This is a genomic window from Tsukamurella paurometabola (assembly GCF_900631615.1).
GTDB lineage: Bacteria > Actinomycetota > Actinomycetes > Mycobacteriales > Mycobacteriaceae > Tsukamurella > Tsukamurella paurometabola_A.
The window spans coordinates 3,089,581-3,107,455 of the sequence record NZ_LR131273.1; the positions used below are offsets into that span (position 1 = coordinate 3,089,581).

At 70.4% G+C, this 17,875-nt stretch carries 17 protein-coding genes; 8 read left to right on the forward strand and 9 right to left on the reverse strand.

Going from position 1 to position 17,875, the window contains the following annotated elements; genetic code table 11:
• Positions 1-10: 10 nt before the first annotated feature.
• Positions 11-649, reverse strand: a complete 639-nt coding sequence (locus tag ELY19_RS15400) for a winged helix-turn-helix transcriptional regulator (RefSeq protein ID WP_126197004.1) — start codon at positions 647-649, stop codon at positions 11-13.
• 53 nt (positions 650-702) lie between these two features.
• Here ELY19_RS15400 and ELY19_RS15405 point away from each other — a divergent pair, with 53 nt between their 5' ends.
• Positions 703-1,122, forward strand: coding sequence for a DUF1761 domain-containing protein (locus tag ELY19_RS15405; RefSeq protein WP_126197005.1), 420 nt, complete (start codon positions 703-705; stop codon positions 1,120-1,122).
• Positions 1,123-1,141: 19 nt separating this feature from the next.
• Here ELY19_RS15405 and ELY19_RS15410 read toward each other — a convergent pair whose 3' ends face one another.
• From ELY19_RS15410 to ELY19_RS15425, 4 genes are all read right to left on the reverse strand, one after another.
• Complete coding sequence (locus ELY19_RS15410; protein WP_126197006.1) at positions 1,142-1,882, reverse strand: phosphotransferase family protein; 741 nt, start codon at positions 1,880-1,882, stop codon at positions 1,142-1,144.
• 87 nt (positions 1,883-1,969) lie between these two features.
• Positions 1,970-2,215, reverse strand: a complete 246-nt coding sequence (locus ELY19_RS15415; protein ID WP_126197007.1) for a hypothetical protein — start codon at positions 2,213-2,215, stop codon at positions 1,970-1,972.
• 1 nt (position 2,216) lies between these two features.
• On the reverse strand, positions 2,217-5,243 hold the full coding sequence (locus ELY19_RS15420) for an alpha-mannosidase (RefSeq protein WP_126197008.1): 3,027 nt from the start codon (positions 5,241-5,243) through the stop codon (positions 2,217-2,219).
• Positions 5,244-5,261: 18 nt separating this feature from the next.
• On the reverse strand, positions 5,262-7,241 hold the full coding sequence (locus ELY19_RS15425; RefSeq protein ID WP_227966862.1) for a glycoside hydrolase family 15 protein: 1,980 nt from the start codon (positions 7,239-7,241) through the stop codon (positions 5,262-5,264).
• A 58-nt stretch (positions 7,242-7,299) separates the two neighbouring features.
• Here ELY19_RS15425 and ELY19_RS15430 point away from each other — a divergent pair, with 58 nt between their 5' ends.
• The 7 genes from ELY19_RS15430 to ELY19_RS15460 all read left to right on the forward strand — a co-directional run bounded on the left by ELY19_RS15430 (position 7,300) and on the right by ELY19_RS15460 (position 13,022).
• On the forward strand, positions 7,300-7,536 hold the full coding sequence (locus ELY19_RS15430; RefSeq protein ID WP_126197010.1) for a hypothetical protein: 237 nt from the start codon (positions 7,300-7,302) through the stop codon (positions 7,534-7,536).
• Positions 7,537-7,692: 156 nt separating this feature from the next.
• Entirely contained in the window at positions 7,693-8,787 is a 1,095-nt protein-coding gene (locus tag ELY19_RS15435) for a sulfate ABC transporter substrate-binding protein (protein WP_126197011.1), read from the forward strand.
• The gene (cysT, locus tag ELY19_RS15440) at positions 8,787-9,581 is read left to right on the forward strand and encodes a sulfate ABC transporter permease subunit CysT (protein WP_126197012.1); all 795 of its coding nucleotides are present in this window, start codon (positions 8,787-8,789) and stop codon (positions 9,579-9,581) included. The genes ELY19_RS15435 and cysT overlap by 1 nt, the downstream gene beginning before the upstream one ends.
• A complete protein-coding gene (cysW, locus tag ELY19_RS15445; RefSeq protein WP_126197013.1) occupies positions 9,578-10,396 on the forward strand; it encodes a sulfate ABC transporter permease subunit CysW in 819 nt (272 codons plus the stop codon). Before cysT ends, cysW begins: the two co-directional genes overlap by 4 nt.
• Positions 10,386-11,384: a sulfate/molybdate ABC transporter ATP-binding protein gene (locus ELY19_RS15450; RefSeq protein ID WP_126197014.1), complete on the forward strand. Its 999-nt coding sequence runs from the start codon at positions 10,386-10,388 to the stop codon at positions 11,382-11,384. The genes cysW and ELY19_RS15450 overlap by 11 nt, the downstream gene beginning before the upstream one ends.
• 28 nt (positions 11,385-11,412) lie before the next feature.
• Entirely contained in the window at positions 11,413-12,657 is a 1,245-nt protein-coding gene (locus ELY19_RS15455) for a GNAT family N-acetyltransferase (RefSeq protein ID WP_126197015.1), read from the forward strand.
• A complete protein-coding gene (locus tag ELY19_RS15460) occupies positions 12,657-13,022 on the forward strand; it encodes a hypothetical protein (protein ID WP_126197016.1) in 366 nt (121 codons plus the stop codon). The genes ELY19_RS15455 and ELY19_RS15460 overlap by 1 nt, the downstream gene beginning before the upstream one ends.
• Positions 13,023-13,109: 87 nt before the next feature.
• Here the strand turns inward: ELY19_RS15460 and ELY19_RS15465 are convergent, their stop codons facing one another.
• Genes ELY19_RS15465 through ELY19_RS15480 form a run of 4 tightly spaced genes read right to left on the reverse strand, consistent with a single transcriptional unit; the run spans position 13,110 to position 17,792 of the window.
• Positions 13,110-14,387: a sulfate adenylyltransferase subunit 1 gene (locus ELY19_RS15465; RefSeq protein ID WP_126197017.1), complete on the reverse strand. Its 1,278-nt coding sequence runs from the start codon at positions 14,385-14,387 to the stop codon at positions 13,110-13,112.
• Positions 14,387-15,328 (reverse strand): sulfate adenylyltransferase subunit CysD, encoded by a 942-nt coding sequence (gene cysD / locus ELY19_RS15470; RefSeq protein ID WP_126197018.1) that lies wholly within the window; start codon positions 15,326-15,328, stop codon positions 14,387-14,389. The genes ELY19_RS15465 and cysD overlap by 1 nt, the downstream gene beginning before the upstream one ends.
• Entirely contained in the window at positions 15,325-16,071 is a 747-nt protein-coding gene (locus tag ELY19_RS15475; protein ID WP_126197019.1) for a phosphoadenylyl-sulfate reductase, read from the reverse strand. The genes cysD and ELY19_RS15475 overlap by 4 nt, the downstream gene beginning before the upstream one ends.
• Positions 16,068-17,792: a nitrite/sulfite reductase gene (locus ELY19_RS15480; RefSeq protein ID WP_126197020.1), complete on the reverse strand. Its 1,725-nt coding sequence runs from the start codon at positions 17,790-17,792 to the stop codon at positions 16,068-16,070. Before ELY19_RS15480 ends, ELY19_RS15475 begins: the two co-directional genes overlap by 4 nt.
• Positions 17,793-17,875: the final 83 nt, after the last annotated feature.

Consider the following 17,875-nt stretch of genomic DNA (forward strand, 5'->3'; position numbering starts at 1 on the left):
AACCTCCGCTCTACGGAGAGGGGGCGAACACCGATCGCAGCGGCGCCGGGTCACCCTCGAGTTCGCCCAGCTCGATCGCCTCCTCGGCGGAGACCGTGCCGGTGGCGAGGCAGACGAGGACGTCCGGCGAGGCCGTCAGCACCGTGCGCGGTCGCTCCGCCGGAACGAAGGCGGACGGGCCGGTCTCGTCGATGCGGACCGTCATGAGGAATCCCTCCACCTCGACACCGGCTTCGACCGCGGGGGAGGCGGTGCGGCCGCGGAGCAGGGCCGGGACGGCCAGCGTGAGCCAGCGCGGCTGGAAGGCGTCGTCGCCCCGGCCCGAGGCGAGGAGGGGGACTCCCCACCGGCCCAGCGCCTCCATCGGCTCGCGCAGTGCCGCGCCCCGCGGAGTCAGCCGGTAGACGACCCCGGCGTCGCCGATGTGCCGCTCGACGATCCCGTCCGCCTCCAGGCCGCGCAGCCGGTCCGCCAGCAGATTCGTCGCGATACCCGCGAGCGAGGTCCTCAGCTCGCCGTACCGCATCGCACCCGGCAGGAGCTCGCGGACGATCAGCAGCGTCCAGCGGTCGCCGATCACGTCCAGTGCGCGGGCGAGGGCGCAGAACTGACCGTACGAGCGCTTCGGGGGATTGACTTTTTCAACCATACTTGATTGTATCAAGTTCCTACCGCGATGGTGCTACCGGAGGAGCGATTCACATGGACGTGACCATCAACTGGCTCGCGGTGCTCGCGGCCAGCGTCGTCGGCTTCGTGATCGCCTTCGTGTGGTACAGCGACTGGGGGCTCGTGGGTGGTACGTGGCGGAGGCTGACGGGCGTGACCAAGGCCGACTCGGACGGTGCGGGCGCGACGCCGATGGTGGTGCTCGTCGTCTCGCTGGTCCTGACGGCGATCGGTCTGGCGGCGGCCTACGCGCTCGCCGCGGCCTACTTCGGCCGCGAAGCCCCGTGGCTCGCCGCCGCGATCGGGGGTGCGGCGTGGCTGGGTTTCTCCGTCACGACCCTGGCGCAGCACAACTTCTTCGAGATGAAGCCCGCACGGCTCACCGTCATCAACAGCGTGTACCAACTGATTCTGTTCGTCGGGATGGGGCTCACCGTGGGCCTGATCCAGTAGTGGCCGGGCGACGGCATCGTCAGTCCGCCAGCCGCCGCAGGACGTCGAATTCGCAGCCGGGTGCGGACGGGTCGTAACCGTGCTGGATGAGCCAGCGTGATGCCAGGAGGCACCGCATCGACCACCACCCGCGCACGACACCGCGATCGACGTCGCGGCCGTATCCGGTGAGGACGTCCTCGAGGCGATCGGGATGGCCGAGGGTGAGGGTCGCGATGTCGTACAGCGGATCGCCGCGCCCCGCCTCGGACCAGTCGATGACGCCGGTCACGGCACCGTCGGCGACGAAGACGTGCTCCACCTGGAGATCGCCGTGGATGAAGGACGGCGTCCACGGGCGGAGCGCGGACTGCGCGGTGGCCCTCGCGGTCGCGATGATGCGGCCGGGGAGAGCCGAGTGCGCGCGCAGCCACGCGCATTCGATGCCGAGGTCCCGGCCGAGCCCGGCAGCGGACCGGCCCTGCCACGGCGGCAGCGGTGCATCGTGGAGAGTCCGGATCGCCGCGCCCGCCGCGATCCACGCCGACGCGGGTGCGGCATCCGGCCCGTCGAGCGTGCCGAGTGCGGCGCCGCGCACGGCCGCCAGGGCCAGCACGGGCGGCCGGTGCCAGAGCACGTCCGGCGTGGGCACAGGGGCGAGCCGCATCGCCCGGACCTCCCGGCGTGCCTGCGCCGGATCCCCGTCGATCTTCAGGTAGACGTCACCGACGCGCACCGTCGCGCGTGCGCGATGAGCGGCCACCACGTCGACGGAGTCCACCCGGCGAGCATCCCGCACGCGGGTGCCGCTGCGCCAGGCGTTTTCGGGTGCGCCGGACGACGGCCCCCGCGACCCGCGGGCGTCGCGTCAGGAGACGATCACGCCCCGCGGATCCGTGCGGCTGTCCCGGTCGGCGACGGCGCGGTGGATGTCGCGGGCGCGGAAGTCCAAGCCGTCGTGGTCGCTCGTCAGCCAGACGAGGAAGGCGATGAACGTGATCAGTGCCAGCACGCTGAGCATCTCGACCTCCTGGGTGTGCGGAATCTCTGTCTGATAGTGAAGAACCATCAAACTATCACCGAGATTCCGGGGCATCGAGGTGATGCTCACCACGTCAACGACGGAAGCGCAGCGTGACGATCTGGAAGGGGCGCAGCGTGAGTCGGAGATCACGTCCGGTCTCGGCATCGGCGAGAGGACGCTCCAGCAGGTCGGTCCGCACGACGGACGCATGCTCGAAGCCGGCGCGCAGCGTCGTGCTCAGCCGGGTGCCGCGCGACTCGTAGAGGCGCACCACGACGTCGCCGCTGCCGTCCTCCGCGAGTTTGACCGCCTCCACCATCACGCCCGGGTGATCGACGGAGACGAGCGGAGCGACCGCCGCGGCGCCGGGCGCAGTGCGGGGCGGGAGGTTCCGCCGGTAACCCTCTTCGACCGCATCTCCGATCGTGGCGCCGGGCCGCACCGAGACCCCGAGCCGGTGCGCACCCTGATCCGTCTCGGGATCGGGGTAGCGGGGCGCGCGCAGCAGCGAGAGCCGCACGACGGTGCCGGGGACCGCGTCGTCCGAATCCGCCGGGCCTCTCGTGATGTCGTGTCCGTACGTGGAGTCGTTCGCCACGGCGACGCCGTAGTCCGGCTCGCCGACGTGCACCCAGCGGTGGGCGCAGATCTCGAACTTCGCGGCGTCCCACGACGTGTTGGCGTGCGTCGGGCGGAAGACGTGGCCGAACTGCGTCTCCGAGGCGCTCCGATCCGCCTGCACGTCGAACGGGAACGCCAGCTTGAGCAGCTTCTGCCGCTCGTGCCAGTCGATCTCGTTGGCGATGTCCAGCGCGGGGGAGTCGGGGCGCAGGGAGATCCGTTGGGTGATCGCCGAGTCCCCGAAGGTACGGCGCACCACCACGGCGCCGCCGTCGATCGCCACCGACTCCGCGTCGACGAGATCGGTGACGTCCCGACGGTAGAACGAGTCGATGTCCCACGCCTCCCAGTGGTTCGGGATGTCGCGGTGCAGCTGCAGCAGGTTCCCCGGCGCGGCCATCGCCTCCCGGCCCGTCGTCGCATCGACGAGCGAGACGAGGAGGCCGCTCTCGTCGATCAGCGCGGAGACCACGCCGTTGTCGAGACGGAAGCCCGCGCCCTCGGCGACCGGCGCGACCGTGGGCGCGGCGTCGACGACGGCGGCGCCGAGCGCGGGCACACCGTCGCGCGGGTGGGGCGCCGCGTTGAACACCAACCGCCGCTCGCCCGCATCCGCGACGCCCTGATGGCGGGAGTCGACGCCCGTCAACGCCGTGAGCGCACCGTCGATGATCCGCTCGAGCCGCCGCGCCACCGCGGCGTAGTTCCGCTCCGCGTCCCTGTGCACCCACGCGATGGAACTGCCCGGCAGGATGTCGTGGAACTGCTGCAGCAGCACGATGTGCCAGATCTCCTCGAGTTCCTCCGCGGGATAGTCGAATCCGGCGCGCACGGCGGCCGTGGCCGCCCACAGCTCGGCCTCGCGGAGCAGGTGCTCGCTGCGGCGGTTGCCCTGCTTGGTGTTCGCCTGCGACGTATAGGTGCCGCGGTGGAATTCCAGGTACAGCTCACCCACCCACCGCGCCGGGCGGGACATTTCCGCCGCGGCGGCGTCGAAGAACTCGGCGGGCGAGCCGATCTCGACGGCCGGGGAGCCCTCCAGCGAGGCGGTACGGTCCGCCGCCGCGAGCATCTCGCGGGTGGGCCCGCCGCCACCGTCGCCCCACCCGAACGGGACGAGTGAGCGCGTGCCGGCGCCCTGCTCGCGGTAGTTCTTCTGCGCCCGTGCGAGATCCGCACCCGACAGGTCGGAGTTGTACTTGTCGACGGGCGGGAAGTGCGTGAACAGGGCCGTGCCGTCGATGCCCTCCCACAGGAACGTCGAGTGCGGCATGCGGTTCGTCTGGTTCCACGACAGCTTCTGCGTGAGGAAGTAGCGCGAACCCGCCGCGGCGACGATCTGCGGCATCGCCGCGGAGTAGCCGAAGGAGTCGGGGAGCCACGCCTCCGGGGTGTCGATCCCGAACTCGTCCAGGAAGAACCGTTTGCCCGCCACGAACTGCCTGGCCATCGCCTCGCCGCCCGGCATGTTCGTGTCGGCCTCGACCCACATCCCGCCCACCGGCACGAACCGGCCCGCCGCGACCTTGTCCTTGATCCGCCCGAACAGGTCGGGATATCGGTCGCGCACCCACGCGAACTGCTGCGCGGAGGAGCAGGCGAAGCGGAACGACGGATCGCGGTCCATGAGGTCGACGACGTTCGCGAAGGTCCGCGCGCACTTGCGGGCGGTCTCGCGGACGGGCCACAGCCACGCGGAGTCGATGTGCGCATGGCCGACGGCGGTGATCCGGTGCGCCGACGCGTACGCGGGGGAGGCCAGCGCGGGTGCGAGCGCCGCGCGCCCCGCCGCCGCCGTGCCGGCGACGTCGTGCGGGTCCACCGCGTCCAGCATGCGCTCCAGCGCGCGGAGCAGCTCGTGCCGCCGCGGCAGGTCGAAGGGCAGCTCGTGCATCAGGCCGTTGAGCGTCCACACGTCCTGCTGCAGTTCCCACACTGTGCGGTCGCGGAGTGCGAGGTCGATCGTGCCCAGCCGGTACAGCGGACCGTCGCCCGCGGTCTCCCGGTCGCCCAGGTGCGTGGGGGAGACGAAGTCGCCGCCCAGGTCCGGATTGGCGGCGGCCTCGATGTACAGGTCGATCGGCTCGCCGGGCTCGAGCGGCACGTACGCGTTGAAGGGGGAGATCCCCTTCACGACGGTGCCGTCCGCCCGGTACACGAGGCCCTCGGCGTTGAAGCCGGGGCCGCCGGTGAAGCCGAGCTCCACGCGCAGCTCCAGGGCATGCCCGGCGCCCTCGGACCCGGCGAGCCGGGACCACCCCGCCGGAGCGTCACCCGTGACGTGCAACCAGAGGGTGGACCACGGCGCGCCCCAGGGGGTGCCGGCCGCGATGGGCGTGAAGTCCTGCGCCACCGCTTCGGCGAACGGGACCGGCTCGCCCGGAGCCGCCCAGGCGGTCACCGAGACCGGGGCGGAGTGCGAGTACACCGCCGCGTTCAGGAACTCCCGCGTGAACCTGTCGAGCCGCTCTTCGGTCAGCCGCCGGTCGTCGTGCATGCCTGCACGCTACTTGCGTCAGGGCGTGTGATGTGCGGGAAGGAACGCGGAGGCGTCGTGCCCCGCCTCCTCGGCCCGGATCACGTGCACGACCGCGTTGATCAGGGCCAGGTGCGTGAAGGCCTGCGGGAAGTTCCCGAGGTGCTTGCCCGACTTCGGGTCGATCTCCTCCGCGTACAGCTTGAGCGGTGACGAGTACGCGAGGAGCCGCTCGCACAGCGCGCGGGCCCGCGCCGTCTCGCCGATCTCGACCAGCGCCGACACCAGCCAGAACGAGCAGATCGTGAACGTGCCCTCCTCGCCGTGCAGGCCGTCGTCGGTCTCCTCCACGCGGTACCGCAGCACGAGGCCGTCCTCGGTGAGCTCGTCGGCGATGGCGAGCACCGTCGCCCGCACCCGCGGGTCGTCGGACGGCAGGAACCGCAGCAGGGGCACCAGCAGGAGGGAGGCGTCGAGCGCCGGAGAGCCGTACCGCTGGGTGAAGACGCCGCGGTCGTCCACGCCGTGCTCGAGGATGTCGGCCTTGATGACCTCGGCCTTCTCCGCCCACTCGCGGGCGTAGTCGTCCTCGCCGTGCATCGCCGCGAGCTTGGCCCCACGATCGAGGGCCACCCAGCACATGACCTTCGAACTGGTGAAGTGCTGCGGCTCCCCGCGCACCTCCCAGATGCCGCGGTCGGGCTCGCGCCAGTGCTTGAGCGCCTCCTCGACCTGCTCCTTGAGCACCGGCCACAGCGTCTCCGGGATCCGCTCCGAGGACTTCGTGTTCAGGTACACCGAGTCCAGCATGGTGCCCCAGATGTCGTGCTGTCGCTGGTCGTAGGCCCCGTTGCCGACCCGGACGGGCCGCGCACCGTCGTACCCCGAGAGGTGGCCGAGCTCCTCCTCGACCAGAGTGCGCTCCCCGCCGACCCCGTACATGACCTGTAGTGGGTGCCGCTCGCCGTTGTTGGCGCCGGAGACGTCGGCGATGAAGGAGAAGAAGTCCTCGGCCTCCCGGTCCAGGCCCAGCGTGTACAGGCCCCAGAGAGCGAACGTCGAGTCGCGCACCCACGCGTACCGGTAGTCCCAATTGCGGACGCCGCCCGGCGTCTCCGGGAGCGAGGTCGTCGACGCGGCGAGCAGCGCGCCCGTCGGGGAGTACGTCAGGCCCTTGAGGGTGAGCGCCGAGCGCTGCAGGTACGTGCGCCACGGGTGGTCCGGGAACTGGCCGCGGTTGATCCACTGGCGCCAGGACTCCGCGGTGGCCCACATCTTCTGGGTCGCCTCCGGGAAGGTCTGCGGCACCGGATGCTTGCTCCACGACAGCGCGACGAAGACCTCGTCGCCCTCCTTGAGGCGGGTGTGCGCGCGGGCCTCGCGCCCCTCGAGGCCCAGGCGCATATTGGTCGTGAGCTTGAGCTCCGGGTTCAGCCCGAAGTCGGTGCGGGCGCGCGCCACCGCCTCGCCGTAGCCGTCGCCCGAATAGGTCCACTCGGCGCCCGCGCGGTGGTAGTCGAACGCCGGCTCGCAGTTGAGCTGCAGCTCGACGGTGCCGGAGACGCAGCGCGCGGTCCGGAGCAGGATGTGCTCGGCGTCCCAGTCCGTGGGGGTCCGACGGTGCGTGCGCGACCGGGTGTGGGTGTCGTGCCAGGGCCCCATCACCAGGGCGTCGCGCACGATCAGCCAGCCCGTGGAGGTCTGCCACGTGGTCTCGAGCATGAGGCTGCCGGGCAGGTACCGGCGGTCGACGGGGACGCGCACGCCGTACGGGGCCAGCCGGAACGAGCCGGCGCCGCGGTCGAGGATCGCGCCGAACACACTGGGGGAATCGGGGCGCGGGATGCACATCCACTCGACACTGCCGTCACGCGCGATCAGGCACGTGTTCTCGCAGTCGGAGAGGAAGGCGTAATCGTGGATGGGCGGGAAAACGGCATCGCCGATCGACGGGGTGTCGGTGACGAGCGCATCGGTGCCCGGCGCGTCGGAGGTCGGTCCGTCGTTCTTCGATGACATGCACACCATGATGAGGCACGGCGGCGGGTTCGCGCACGGCGGTCGCTAGGCTGGTCGGGTGCATGCGATCGCGCAGTGGTGGGACTCGGTGGAGCTGTGGCTCACGGGTCTGCCGTACGTACTGCAGGTCAGCCTGGTGATGGTTGTACTCGCAGTGATCGCAATGCTGGTGGTGCGCGTCCTCAGCGCCCTCATCGACCGCGTCGCCGACGCACTGGACGCCCGCCTCGAGCGGTCCGGTCGCGCCGATGTCGCAGGTCAGCGTGCCGGAGAAGGGAATGACGAGAGTGTCTGAGACAGGCGGCGGATGGCGGGCACTCGTGCCCAAGTCGAAGGTGACGCTCGCGCTGATCGCGCTGCTGGTGCTCCTCGTGGTCGCGTGGGCCGTGCTCCGCTGACCGGGCTTCGTAGGATTCTCGCCTGACCGAAGTCCCGAGGAGAACGGCGAGACGTGATCCGACCCAGCCTCCGTGGCCGTGCTGTGAGCATCGTCGCGGTCGCCCTGACCGTGCTGCTCACGGCATGTGGGGGCGGCTCCACCGACGACCCGCACGGCGTCGACATCTCCAGCGGTGACGAACGCGTGAACCTGGTCGCCTTCGCGGCGCCCAAGCCGGCGTTCGACATCGCCATCCCCCTGTTCCGCGAGAACAACCCCGACGTGGGCTTCTCGCAGTCCTACGGCGCATCGGGCGACCAGTCGCGCAAGGTCGCGCGGCACGTTCCGGCCGACGTGGTGAACATGTCCGTGGCCCCCGACGTCACCCGCATCGTCAAGGCCGGCCTCATCGACAAGGACTGGGAGAAGGCGTACCCGCGGCGCTCGGTCCCCTTCACGTCCCTCGTCGCCGTGGTCGTCCGCCCCGGCAATCCCAAGGGCATCCGCGACTGGGCGGACCTGCTCAAGCCCGGTGTCGAGGTGGTGACGCCGAACCCGGCGAGTTCCGGATCCGCGAAGTGGAACCTGCTCGCGCCCTACGCGGCGCTGTCCAACGGGGGCCAGGAGCCCGAGAAGGGCCTCGCCTTCGTCAAGGAGCTCATCCGCGATCACACGACGGTGAGCCCCGGCTCCGGGCGCGACGCGACCTCGGCGTTCGAGTCCGGGCAGGGCGACGTCCTGCTCAGCTACGAGAGCGAGGCCGTGCTGCTGCAGCGGCAGAGCGAGAAGGAGGGCAAGCCCAAGCCCGAGTACTTCATCCCGCCGCAGTCGTTCCGGATCGACCTCCCGGTGGCCGTGGTGAACACCGCGCAGTCGCCCGAGGCGGCGCAACGCTTCGTCGGTTTCCTGTTCTCCCCCGAGGCGCAGCGGGCCATCCCGCGATCGGGCTTCCGGGCCGGCGACCCCGCGATCGCCGCGGAGACCGCGCACCTGTTCCCGGCGCAGCCGCAGCGGCTGTGGACCGTCGACGAGCTCGGCGCGGTGCTCGGCAAGGGCACCGCCGCGAAGAACGGCGGCAAGGACCTCACCGGCTGGCCCGCGGTCGACGCCGCGCTGTTCGGCGACAAGGGCGCCATCGCCGCCGCCTACAAGAACGGCGGGAAGTGATGCGGAGCCTCGTCAACCCGCTGCGCATCGGCGTGGCCTGGCTGTGGATCTCGCTGATCGTCCTACTGCCGATCGCCGCGATCACCACCAAGGCCTTCGACCACGGCTGGTCGGGCTTCTGGGACGCGCTCACCGCGAAGAACGCCGTCTCCACACTGGTCATCACCGTCTGGGTCTCACTGCTGGTGACGCTCATCAACGTGGTCATGGGCACCGTCATCGCCTGGGTGCTGGTGCGCGACGACTTCCCCGGGAAGGGCGTCGTCAACGCGCTCATCGACCTGCCGTTCGCACTGCCCACCATCGTCGCGTCGATCGTGCTGCTCTCGCTGTACGGGCCGGACAGCCCGATCGGGTTGACGCTCAACGCGACGCAGCCGGCGATCGTCATCGCCCTCGCGTTCGTGACCCTGCCCTTCGTGGTGCGGCAGGTGCAGCCGGTGCTCATCGAACTCGACCGCGAGGTGGAGGAGGCCGCGGCGTCGCTCGGCGCGCCGAACCGGGTGATCGCGGCGAAGATCGTGATCCCCACGCTGCTGCCCGCCATCCTGTCCGGCGCGGGCCTCGCCTTCACCCGCGCGATCGGCGAGTTCGGGTCGGTCGTGCTGGTGGGCGGCAACGTCCCGGGGCAGACGCAGGTCGCCTCGCAGTACATCCAGCAGCAGCTGGAGGTCGACAACCAGGTGGCCGCCTCCGCGGTCTCGGTGGCCCTGCTCGCCATCGCCTTCGTCCTGCTGGCGGTGATGCGGTTCGTCGGATCGAGGACTGCCAAGCGGGAGGAGAACAGCGAATGAACCTCTCCAGGAAGACGGTGCTGAGCCTCCGGTCGGTCGCACTGCTGTACCTGCTGGTGCTGCTCGTGCTGCCCATCGGCGTGATCCTGTACCGCTCGTTCGAGCGCGGCTTCGGCGAGTTCTGGGCCTGGATCACCACCCCGGCCGCGATTTCGGCGCTGCAGCTCTCGCTGCTCATCGTCGCGATCGTGGTGCCGCTCAACGTGATCTTCGGCGTGCTCGTGGCGCTGGCCCTCGCCCGCGGGAAGTTCCGCGGCAAGGCCGCACTCCAGGCGGCGGTCGACCTGCCCTTCGCCGTCTCGCCCGTCGTCGTGGGCGTCGCGCTGATCATGCTGTGGGGCGTCGGCGGCTGGTTCGGCGGCATCGAATCACTCGGCTTCCGGATCATCTTCGGGCTGCCCGGCATGGTGCTCGCGACGACGTTCGTGACGCTGCCCTTCGTGGTGCGCGAGGTGGAGCCGGTGCTGCACGAGATCGGACAGGATCAGGAGCAGGCCGCCGCGACCCTCGGCGCCAGTGCCTGGCAGACGTTCTGGCGGATCACTCTGCCGGCGATCCGCTGGGGCCTGACCTACGGCGTGGTCCTGACGATCGCCCGCGCACTGGGCGAGTACGGGGCCGTGCTCATGGTCTCGTCCAACTTCCCCGGCATCTCGCAGACGCTCACCCTGCTCGTGAGCTCGCGCAACCACGACGACTACAACACCTTCGGGGCGTACGCCGCCGCGACACTGCTCATGCTGCTGGCGCTCGTCGCGCTAGTGGTGATGTCCCTGCTCGAAGCGACCCGCAGGAGGAACCGCGATGACGATTAACGTGGTGGGAGCCAACAAGCGCTACGGCGATTTCGCGGCCCTCGACGACGTCTCCCTGGAGATCCCCGACGGGTCGTTGACCGCGCTCCTCGGGCCCTCCGGCTCCGGTAAGTCGACGCTGCTGCGCTCGATCGCCGGCCTCGACCGACTCGACTCCGGGCTCGTCGAGATCAACGGCGTCGACGTCACGCACGCGACGCCGCAGCAGCGCGACATCGGTTTCGTCTTCCAGCACTACGCCGCGTTCAAGCACATGACCGTGCGCGAGAACGTCGCCTTCGGGCTCAAGATCCGCAAGCTGCCGGCGGCCAAGGTGAAGGCCAAGGTCGACGACCTGCTCGACGTCGTGGGGCTCACGGGGTTCCAGTCGCGATACCCCGCGCAGCTGTCGGGCGGCCAGCGTCAGCGCATGGCGCTCGCCCGCGCTCTGGCGGTGGACCCGCAGGTGCTGCTGCTCGACGAGCCCTTCGGCGCGCTCGATGCGAAGGTGCGCGACGAGCTGCGGTCGTGGCTGCGTCGTCTGCACGACGAGGTGCACGTGACCACCGTGATCGTGACGCACGACCAGCAGGAGGCGCTCGACATCGCCGACCGGATCGCGGTGCTCAACAAGGGCCGGATCGAGCAGGTCGGGACTCCGGCGGACGTCTACGACCGGCCCGAGACCGAGTTCGTCATGTCCTTCCTCGGGTCGGTCGCGCGGCTGAACGGTGTGCTGGTGCGCCCGCACGACATCCGCGTGGGCCGCACCCCCGAGCTCGCGCGCGCCGGTGGCCTGACCTCCGAGGAGGCGGGCGTGCTGCGCGCCGAGGTCGAGCGCGTGGTCTACCTCGGCTTCGAGGTCCGGGTGGAGCTGAAGAACGCCGCGACGGGGGAGCGCTTCCACGCGCAGATCACCCGTGGCGACGCCACCGCGCTGGATCTGTCGGAGGGCGACGCGGTGTACGTGCGCGCCACCCACGTGCCGGAGATCGCCGCGTCGAAATAGGGTTGTGCGCATCGGTAATGTTGCCGGTATGACCGATTCGAGCGCGATCGACTTCCAGCGCGTCACCACCCGGGAGCAGCTCCTCGGCTTCCAGCAGTGCGCCTCCATCGGTTTCCAGAGCAGGCTGCCCGACGCCGATCAGTGGGTCGAAGCGGTGTCGTCGCAGCTCGATTCCCTCGACCACCGGATCGCGGTCGACGGCGCGCGGACCGTCGGGACCTTCCTCTCCTTCGACCAGGAGCTCACGGCCGTCGGCGGTGCGCGGGTCCCGGTCCGCGCCGTCTCGGCCGTGACCGTCCTGCCGACGCACCGCCGCCGCGGCATCCTCGGTACGCACATGCGCGAGTGCCTCGGGACCGCGCTCGCCGGCGGCGCGGCCGCGGCCACCCTCATCGCCGCCGAGCACGCGATCTACGGCCGGTACGGCTTCGGGCAGAGCACCGAGTCCGTCGACCTCCGGATCGCGGTGGACCGCGGCCGGCTACCGCAACCTCCCGTCGGCGAGGTGCGGTACGCGGGCGGCGAGGAGTACCTGGAGGCGTCGACCCGCATCCGCGAGCTGCTCGACTTCCCCGGGCGGGTGTCGAAGCTCGACATCAATCTGCGCCGCACGGCGGGCGTGCTGGCGGGCGGCGGGCCCGATGAGACCCTGCGGGTGGTGCTGCGCCGCGACGGCGAGGTCGCGGGCGTGCTCGCGTACACCGTCGCGCCGAAGTGGACCGACAGCCGCCCCGACTCCACGCTCAAGGTCACCGAGCTCCTCGGCGTCGACGCCGCCGCGGAGCGGGACCTGTGGTCGTTCGCCATGAGCATCGACTGGGTGCTGTGGGTCGAGGCGACACAGCGTCCCCTCGACGACATCGCCACGACCGTCCCCGTCGACCCGCGCACCGTGCAGCTGTCCAACCGCACCGATTTCCTGTGGATCCGGCCCTTCGACGTGCCCGCGCTGTTCTCGGCGAGGACGTACGCCGCGCCGGGCCGGCTCGTGCTGGAGGTGACCGATCCGGGGTTCGACGGTGCCGGTCCCGGCCCGGCGCACGGGCGGTTCCTGATCTCCACGGACGGGGGAGCCGGCACCTGTACGCCGACCGACGAGCCCGCCGACCTCGCGCTCGACGTCACCGACCTCGGCAGGCTGTGGCTCTCCGACGAGCCGGTCGCGCGCCGCGTCGCCGTCGGGTCGATCCGGGAACTGTCCGACGGCGCCGCCGCCCGCGCCGACCTGATGCTGTTCAGCCCCCGTCGGGCCTGGGCCGTCGAGATGTTCTGATGCGCGACCACTCGGCCTCGCTCGCGTTCCTCCGGGTGGAGCGGGACATGCACGTCAGCGGGCTGAAATACGCGTTCACGTGGACAGGTCCGTACGCGCCGGTCCTTTCGTTCCCCGGTCGCGTGTACGCGGTCGGCATCCGGTTCGACGATGACGCGGACGAGGAGTTGGAGACCCACCTTCTTGCAGATCAGATCCAGGAAGCAGTGCTGGATTCGGCGCAGGTCGGGCCGTCGCGAACCTGGCCGCTCGCCGCTCGAGGAACGTCACCGTTGTGGGCGCGCGTTCGTGACGGGATCGCGGTATGGGAGAGCGCCGACCGTTCGGAGCGGTACCGGATCGGGGAACTCCCCGCGGGCAAGTAGCGGCATCGGCGGACTCTCCCTCACCAGGCTGAAGCGGCGCCGGCCGCACCCCGAAACGCGGGTGCGGCCGGCGGACCGTCGAACTGCTCAGACCAGGTGGGCCAGGGCATCCCCGACCAGACCGGCGGCGAGGGTGTTGCCGCCCGCGGGGTCGATGAGCAGGAACGAGCCCATCTCCCGGTTCTTGTCGTAGTCGTCCGCGACGATCGGCTCGGCGGTCTGGATCGCGATCCGGCCGATCTGGTTCAGCTCGAGCGTCGTGCCCTCACCGACGGTGAGGTTCTGCTCGTCGAAGACGGCGTCCAGCCCGCCGACGATGGCCTGCGTGGTCTTGGTGCCGTGCTTGAGCAGCAGCCGCGCGCCGATGCGGAGCGGCTTCTCGGCCAGCCAGCACACCGTCGCCTCGAACTGCTGCCGCGGTTCGGGGGCGTCGGCGGCGGAGACGATCACGTCGCCGCGCGAGACGTCCACGTCGTCGGCGAGGATCACCGTGACCGAGCGGCCGGTGTGCGCGGAGTCGAGCGGGCCGTCGGCGGTGTCGATGCGCTCGACGCGGCTCCGCGTCCCGGCGGGGAGCACGAGGACCTCGTCGCCCACGTCGACGGTGCCGGCGGCCACCTGACCGGCGTACCCGCGGTAGTCGGGGTACTCGGGGGTGCGGGGCCGGATCACGTACTGCACCGGGAAGCGGAAACCGATGGGCTTGGTGTCCGGGTCGGTCGGGATGGACTCGAGGTGCTCGATGAGCGAAGGGCCGTCGTAGTACGGGGTGTTCTCCGACCGGGAAGCCACGTTGTCACCGTGCAGCGCCGAGACGGGGATCGCGTGGACGGCCTCGTCGGACCACCCCAGCGAGCCGGTGAGCGCCCGGAACTCGGCCGAGATCTCCTGGAACACGGTCGCCGGATCCTCGACGAGGTCGATCTTGTTCACCGCGAGCACCAGGCGCGGCACGCCCAGCAGCGACAACACCGCGGCGTGCCGCCGGGTCTGCTCGATGACGCCCTTGCGCGCGTCGGTCAGCAGGATCACGACCTGGGCGGTGGAGGCGCCCGACACCGTGTTGCGGGTGTACTGAACGTGGCCGGGGGTGTCGGCGAGGATGAAGGACCGGTTGGGCGTCGCGAAGTAGCGGTAGGCCACGTCGATGGTGATGCCCTGCTCGCGCTCGGCGCGCAGGCCGTCGACCAGCAGCGACAGGTCGGGAGTCTCGAGGCCCTTGTCGACCGACGCGCGGGTGACGGCGTCGATCTGATCGGCGAGCACCGACTTCGTGTCGTAGAGCAGGCGGCCGACGAGGGTGGACTTGCCGTCGTCCACGGAGCCGGCCGTGGCCAGGCGCAGCAGCGCGGGGGCGGTGCTCATCAGAAGTAGCCCTCCTTCTTGCGGTCCTCCATGGCGGCCTCCGAGACACGGTCGTCGCCACGGGTGGCGCCGCGCTCGGTGAGCCGCGACGCGGCGACCTCGGCCATGATCTGCTCGTTGGTGGCGGCCTCGGAGAGGATCGCGCCGGTGGTGGAGCCGTCGCCCACGGTGCGGTACCGCACCGAGAGGGTCTGCACCTGTTCGCCCTCGCGCGGGCCTCCCCACACGCCGGCGGTCATCCACATGCCGTCGCGGTCGTAGACCTCGCGCTGGTGGGCGTAGTAGATCGAGGCCAGCTCGATGTCCTCGCGGGCGATGTAGCGCCAGATGTCGAGCTCGGTGAAGTTGCTGATGGGGAACACGCGCACGTGCTCGCCCGGCGCGTGCCGGCCGTTGTACAGGTTCCACAGCTCGGGACGCTGCCGCTTCGGGTCCCACTGGCCGAACGCGTTGCGCAGGGAGAAGATGCGCTCCTTGGCGCGGGCCCGCTCCTCGTCGCGGCGGCCGCCGCCGAAGACGGCGTCGAACCGGTTCTCGGAGATCGCATCCAGCAGCGGCACCGTCTGCAGCGGGTTGCGGATACCGTCGGCCCGCTCCTCGAGCCGGCCGTCGGCGAGGTAGTCCTCGACCTTCGCCACGTGCAGCCGCAGGTTGTACTTCTCGACCATGCGGTCGCGGAAGTCCAGCACCTCGGGCAGGTTGTGGCCGGTGTCCACGTGCAGGAGCGCGAACGGCAGCGGCGCCGGCCAGAAGGCCTTGACCGCGAGGTGCAGCAGCACCGTCGAGTCCTTGCCGCCGGAGAACAGGATGACGGGCCGCTCGAACTCGCCGGCGACCTCGCGGAAGATGTGGATGGCCTCGGACTCCAGCGCGTCGAGCGTGCTGAACTCCGTGGGGTCGCCAGTGGACACGATCGGCTCCGTGGGCTCTGTGATGGTCATGAGGCGTGCAGTCCGCATTCTGTCTTGGTCGAACCGGCCCAGCGGCCGCTTCGAGGATCGGAACCCGGGGCGGGCTTGTTGGTGCAGGGCTGGCAGCCGATCGACGGGTAGCCCTCGTCGACCAGCGGGTTGACCAGGATGCCGTTCTCCTCGATGAACCGCTGCATCTGCTCGTCGGACCAGTCGACGATGGGATTCACCTTGAGCAGCCCGAAGCCCTCATCGAACGAGATGAACGGGGCGTTCGCGCGAGTGGGCGACTCGACCCGGCGGATGCCGGTCACCCAGGCCCGGTAGCCCTTGAGGGTCTCGCGCAGCGGCACCACCTTGCGCAGGTTGCAGCACTGCGCGGCGTCGCGGGCGAACAGATCCTTGCCGAGGGCCGCGTCCTGCTCGCCGACGCTCTGCGCGGGCGTCACGTTGAGCAGTTCCACCTCGTAGATCGACTCGACCGCGTCGCGCATGCCGATCGTCTCGGGGAAGTGGTAGCCGGTGTCGAGGAACAGCACCTTGGGCCGGTCCTGCACCTGCTTGGCGAGGTGCACCAGCACCCCGTCCTGCATGTTCGACGCGACCACGAAGTCCTCGCCGAAGGTGTCCAGCGTCCACCGCAGCAGGGTCAGCGCATCGGCGCCCTCCAGCTCCTTCGACGCACGGTCCGCGAGGGCACGGAGCTCGTCCGCGTCGCGTCCGGTCAGGGGGTTCGACGGTGACTCCGTCGCCGAGTCCGCTCGTGCCGTCATCGCAGATCCTCCTCCGCGGCGCGGAGCGTCCACTGCGCGAAGCGTTCACCCTCTTCGCGCTGGGAGACGAAGTTCCGCACCACACGCTCGATGTAGTCCCCGAGCTCCGTCGACAGCACCTTGTGCTGGCGCAGCTTGCGGCCGAACCCGCTGTCGAGCCCGAGGCTTCCACCAAGGTGAACCTGGAATCCCTCGACTTGATTCCCCTCGTGGTCGTCGACGAGCTGACCCTTGAAGCCGATGTCGGCGATCTGCGACCGGCCGCACGAGTTGGGGCAGCCGTTGATGTTCACCGTGATCGGCACGTCCAACTGCGCGTTGATGTCGGCGAGCCGCTGCTCCAGCTCCGGCACCAGCACCTGCGACCGCTTGCGGGTCTCGACGAACGAGAGCTTGCAGAACTCGATGCCGCTGCACGCGATGAGGTTGCGGCGCCAGCTCGACGGGCGGCCCTGGAGGCCGACCGGGGCCAGTTCGTCGATCAGCGAGTCGACCTGCTCGTCCGGGACGTCGAGGATGATGAGCTTCTGGTACGGCGTGAACGCGGCGCGGTCGGAGCCGACCCGGTCCATCGCGTCGGCCACCGCGCTCAGGACGGTGCCCGAGACGCGGCCGGCGATGGGCGAGAAGCCGACGGCGTTGAGGCCGTTGCGCAGCTTCTGCACGCCGATGTGGTCGATCGGACGCGCGGGCTGCTCGGGCGCGGGGCCGTCGATCAGCTTGCGGCCCAGGTATTCGTCCTCGAGCACCTGGCGGAACTTCTCGATGCCCCAGTCCTTGACCAGGAACTTCAGCCGCGCCTTCGAACGCAGCCGGCGGTAGCCGTAGTCGCGGAAGATCGCGACCACGCCCTCCCACACGTCGGGCACCTCATCGAGCGGGATCCACGCGCCCACCCGCTGCGCCAGCATCGGGTTGGTCGACAGTCCGCCCCCGACCCAGAGGTCGAGGCCGGGGCCGTGCTCGGGGTGCACGACGCCGACGAAGGCGACGTCGTTGATCTCGTGGACCACGTCCTGCTGGCCCGAGATGGCGGTCTTGAACTTGCGCGGCAGGTTCGAGTACTGCGGGTCGCCGATGTAGCGGCGCACGATCTCGTCGATCGCGGGCGACGGGTCCAGGACCTCGCCGAAGGACTCGCCGGCCAGCGGGGAACCGAGCACGACGCGGGGGCAGTCGCCGCAGGCCTCGGTGGTCTTGAGGCCCACCGCCTCGAGTCGCTTCCAGATCTCGGGGACGTTCTCGATCTCGATCCAGTGGAACTGCACGTTCTCGCGGTCCGAGATGTCGGCGGTGTCGCGGCCGAACTCGGTGGAGAGCTCGCCGAGCGTCCGCACCTGCGCCGCATCGAGCTTCCCCCCGTCGCAGCGCACGCGCATCATGAAGTACGGCGCTTCCAGCAGGTCGATGTTCTCGTCGCCGGTGTACGTGCCGTCGTAGCCCTGCTCGCGCTGCGTGTAGAGGCCCCACCAGCGCATCCGGCCGCGAAGGTCGGCCTTGTCGATCGAGTCGAAGCCCTGCTTCGAGTAGATGTTCTCGATCCGGGCGCGCACGTTGAGCGGGTTGTCGTCGCGCTTGGTCTGCTCGTTCGCATTGAGCGGCGTGCGGTACCCCAGCTTCCACTGGCCCTCCGACTTGCGCTTGGCCGGGCGCGTGCGCGCCGGCCGCGTCGGGGCGGCGTCAGCGGCGGAGGGGACAGGGGCGTCGGCGATCGACGTCATGGAGACTCCTGGGATTCATGGGATGGCGCGCCGGGCTGGTGGCGCTTCCGGGGGCTCGACGCGGAAAGAGGCGTCGGGAATCA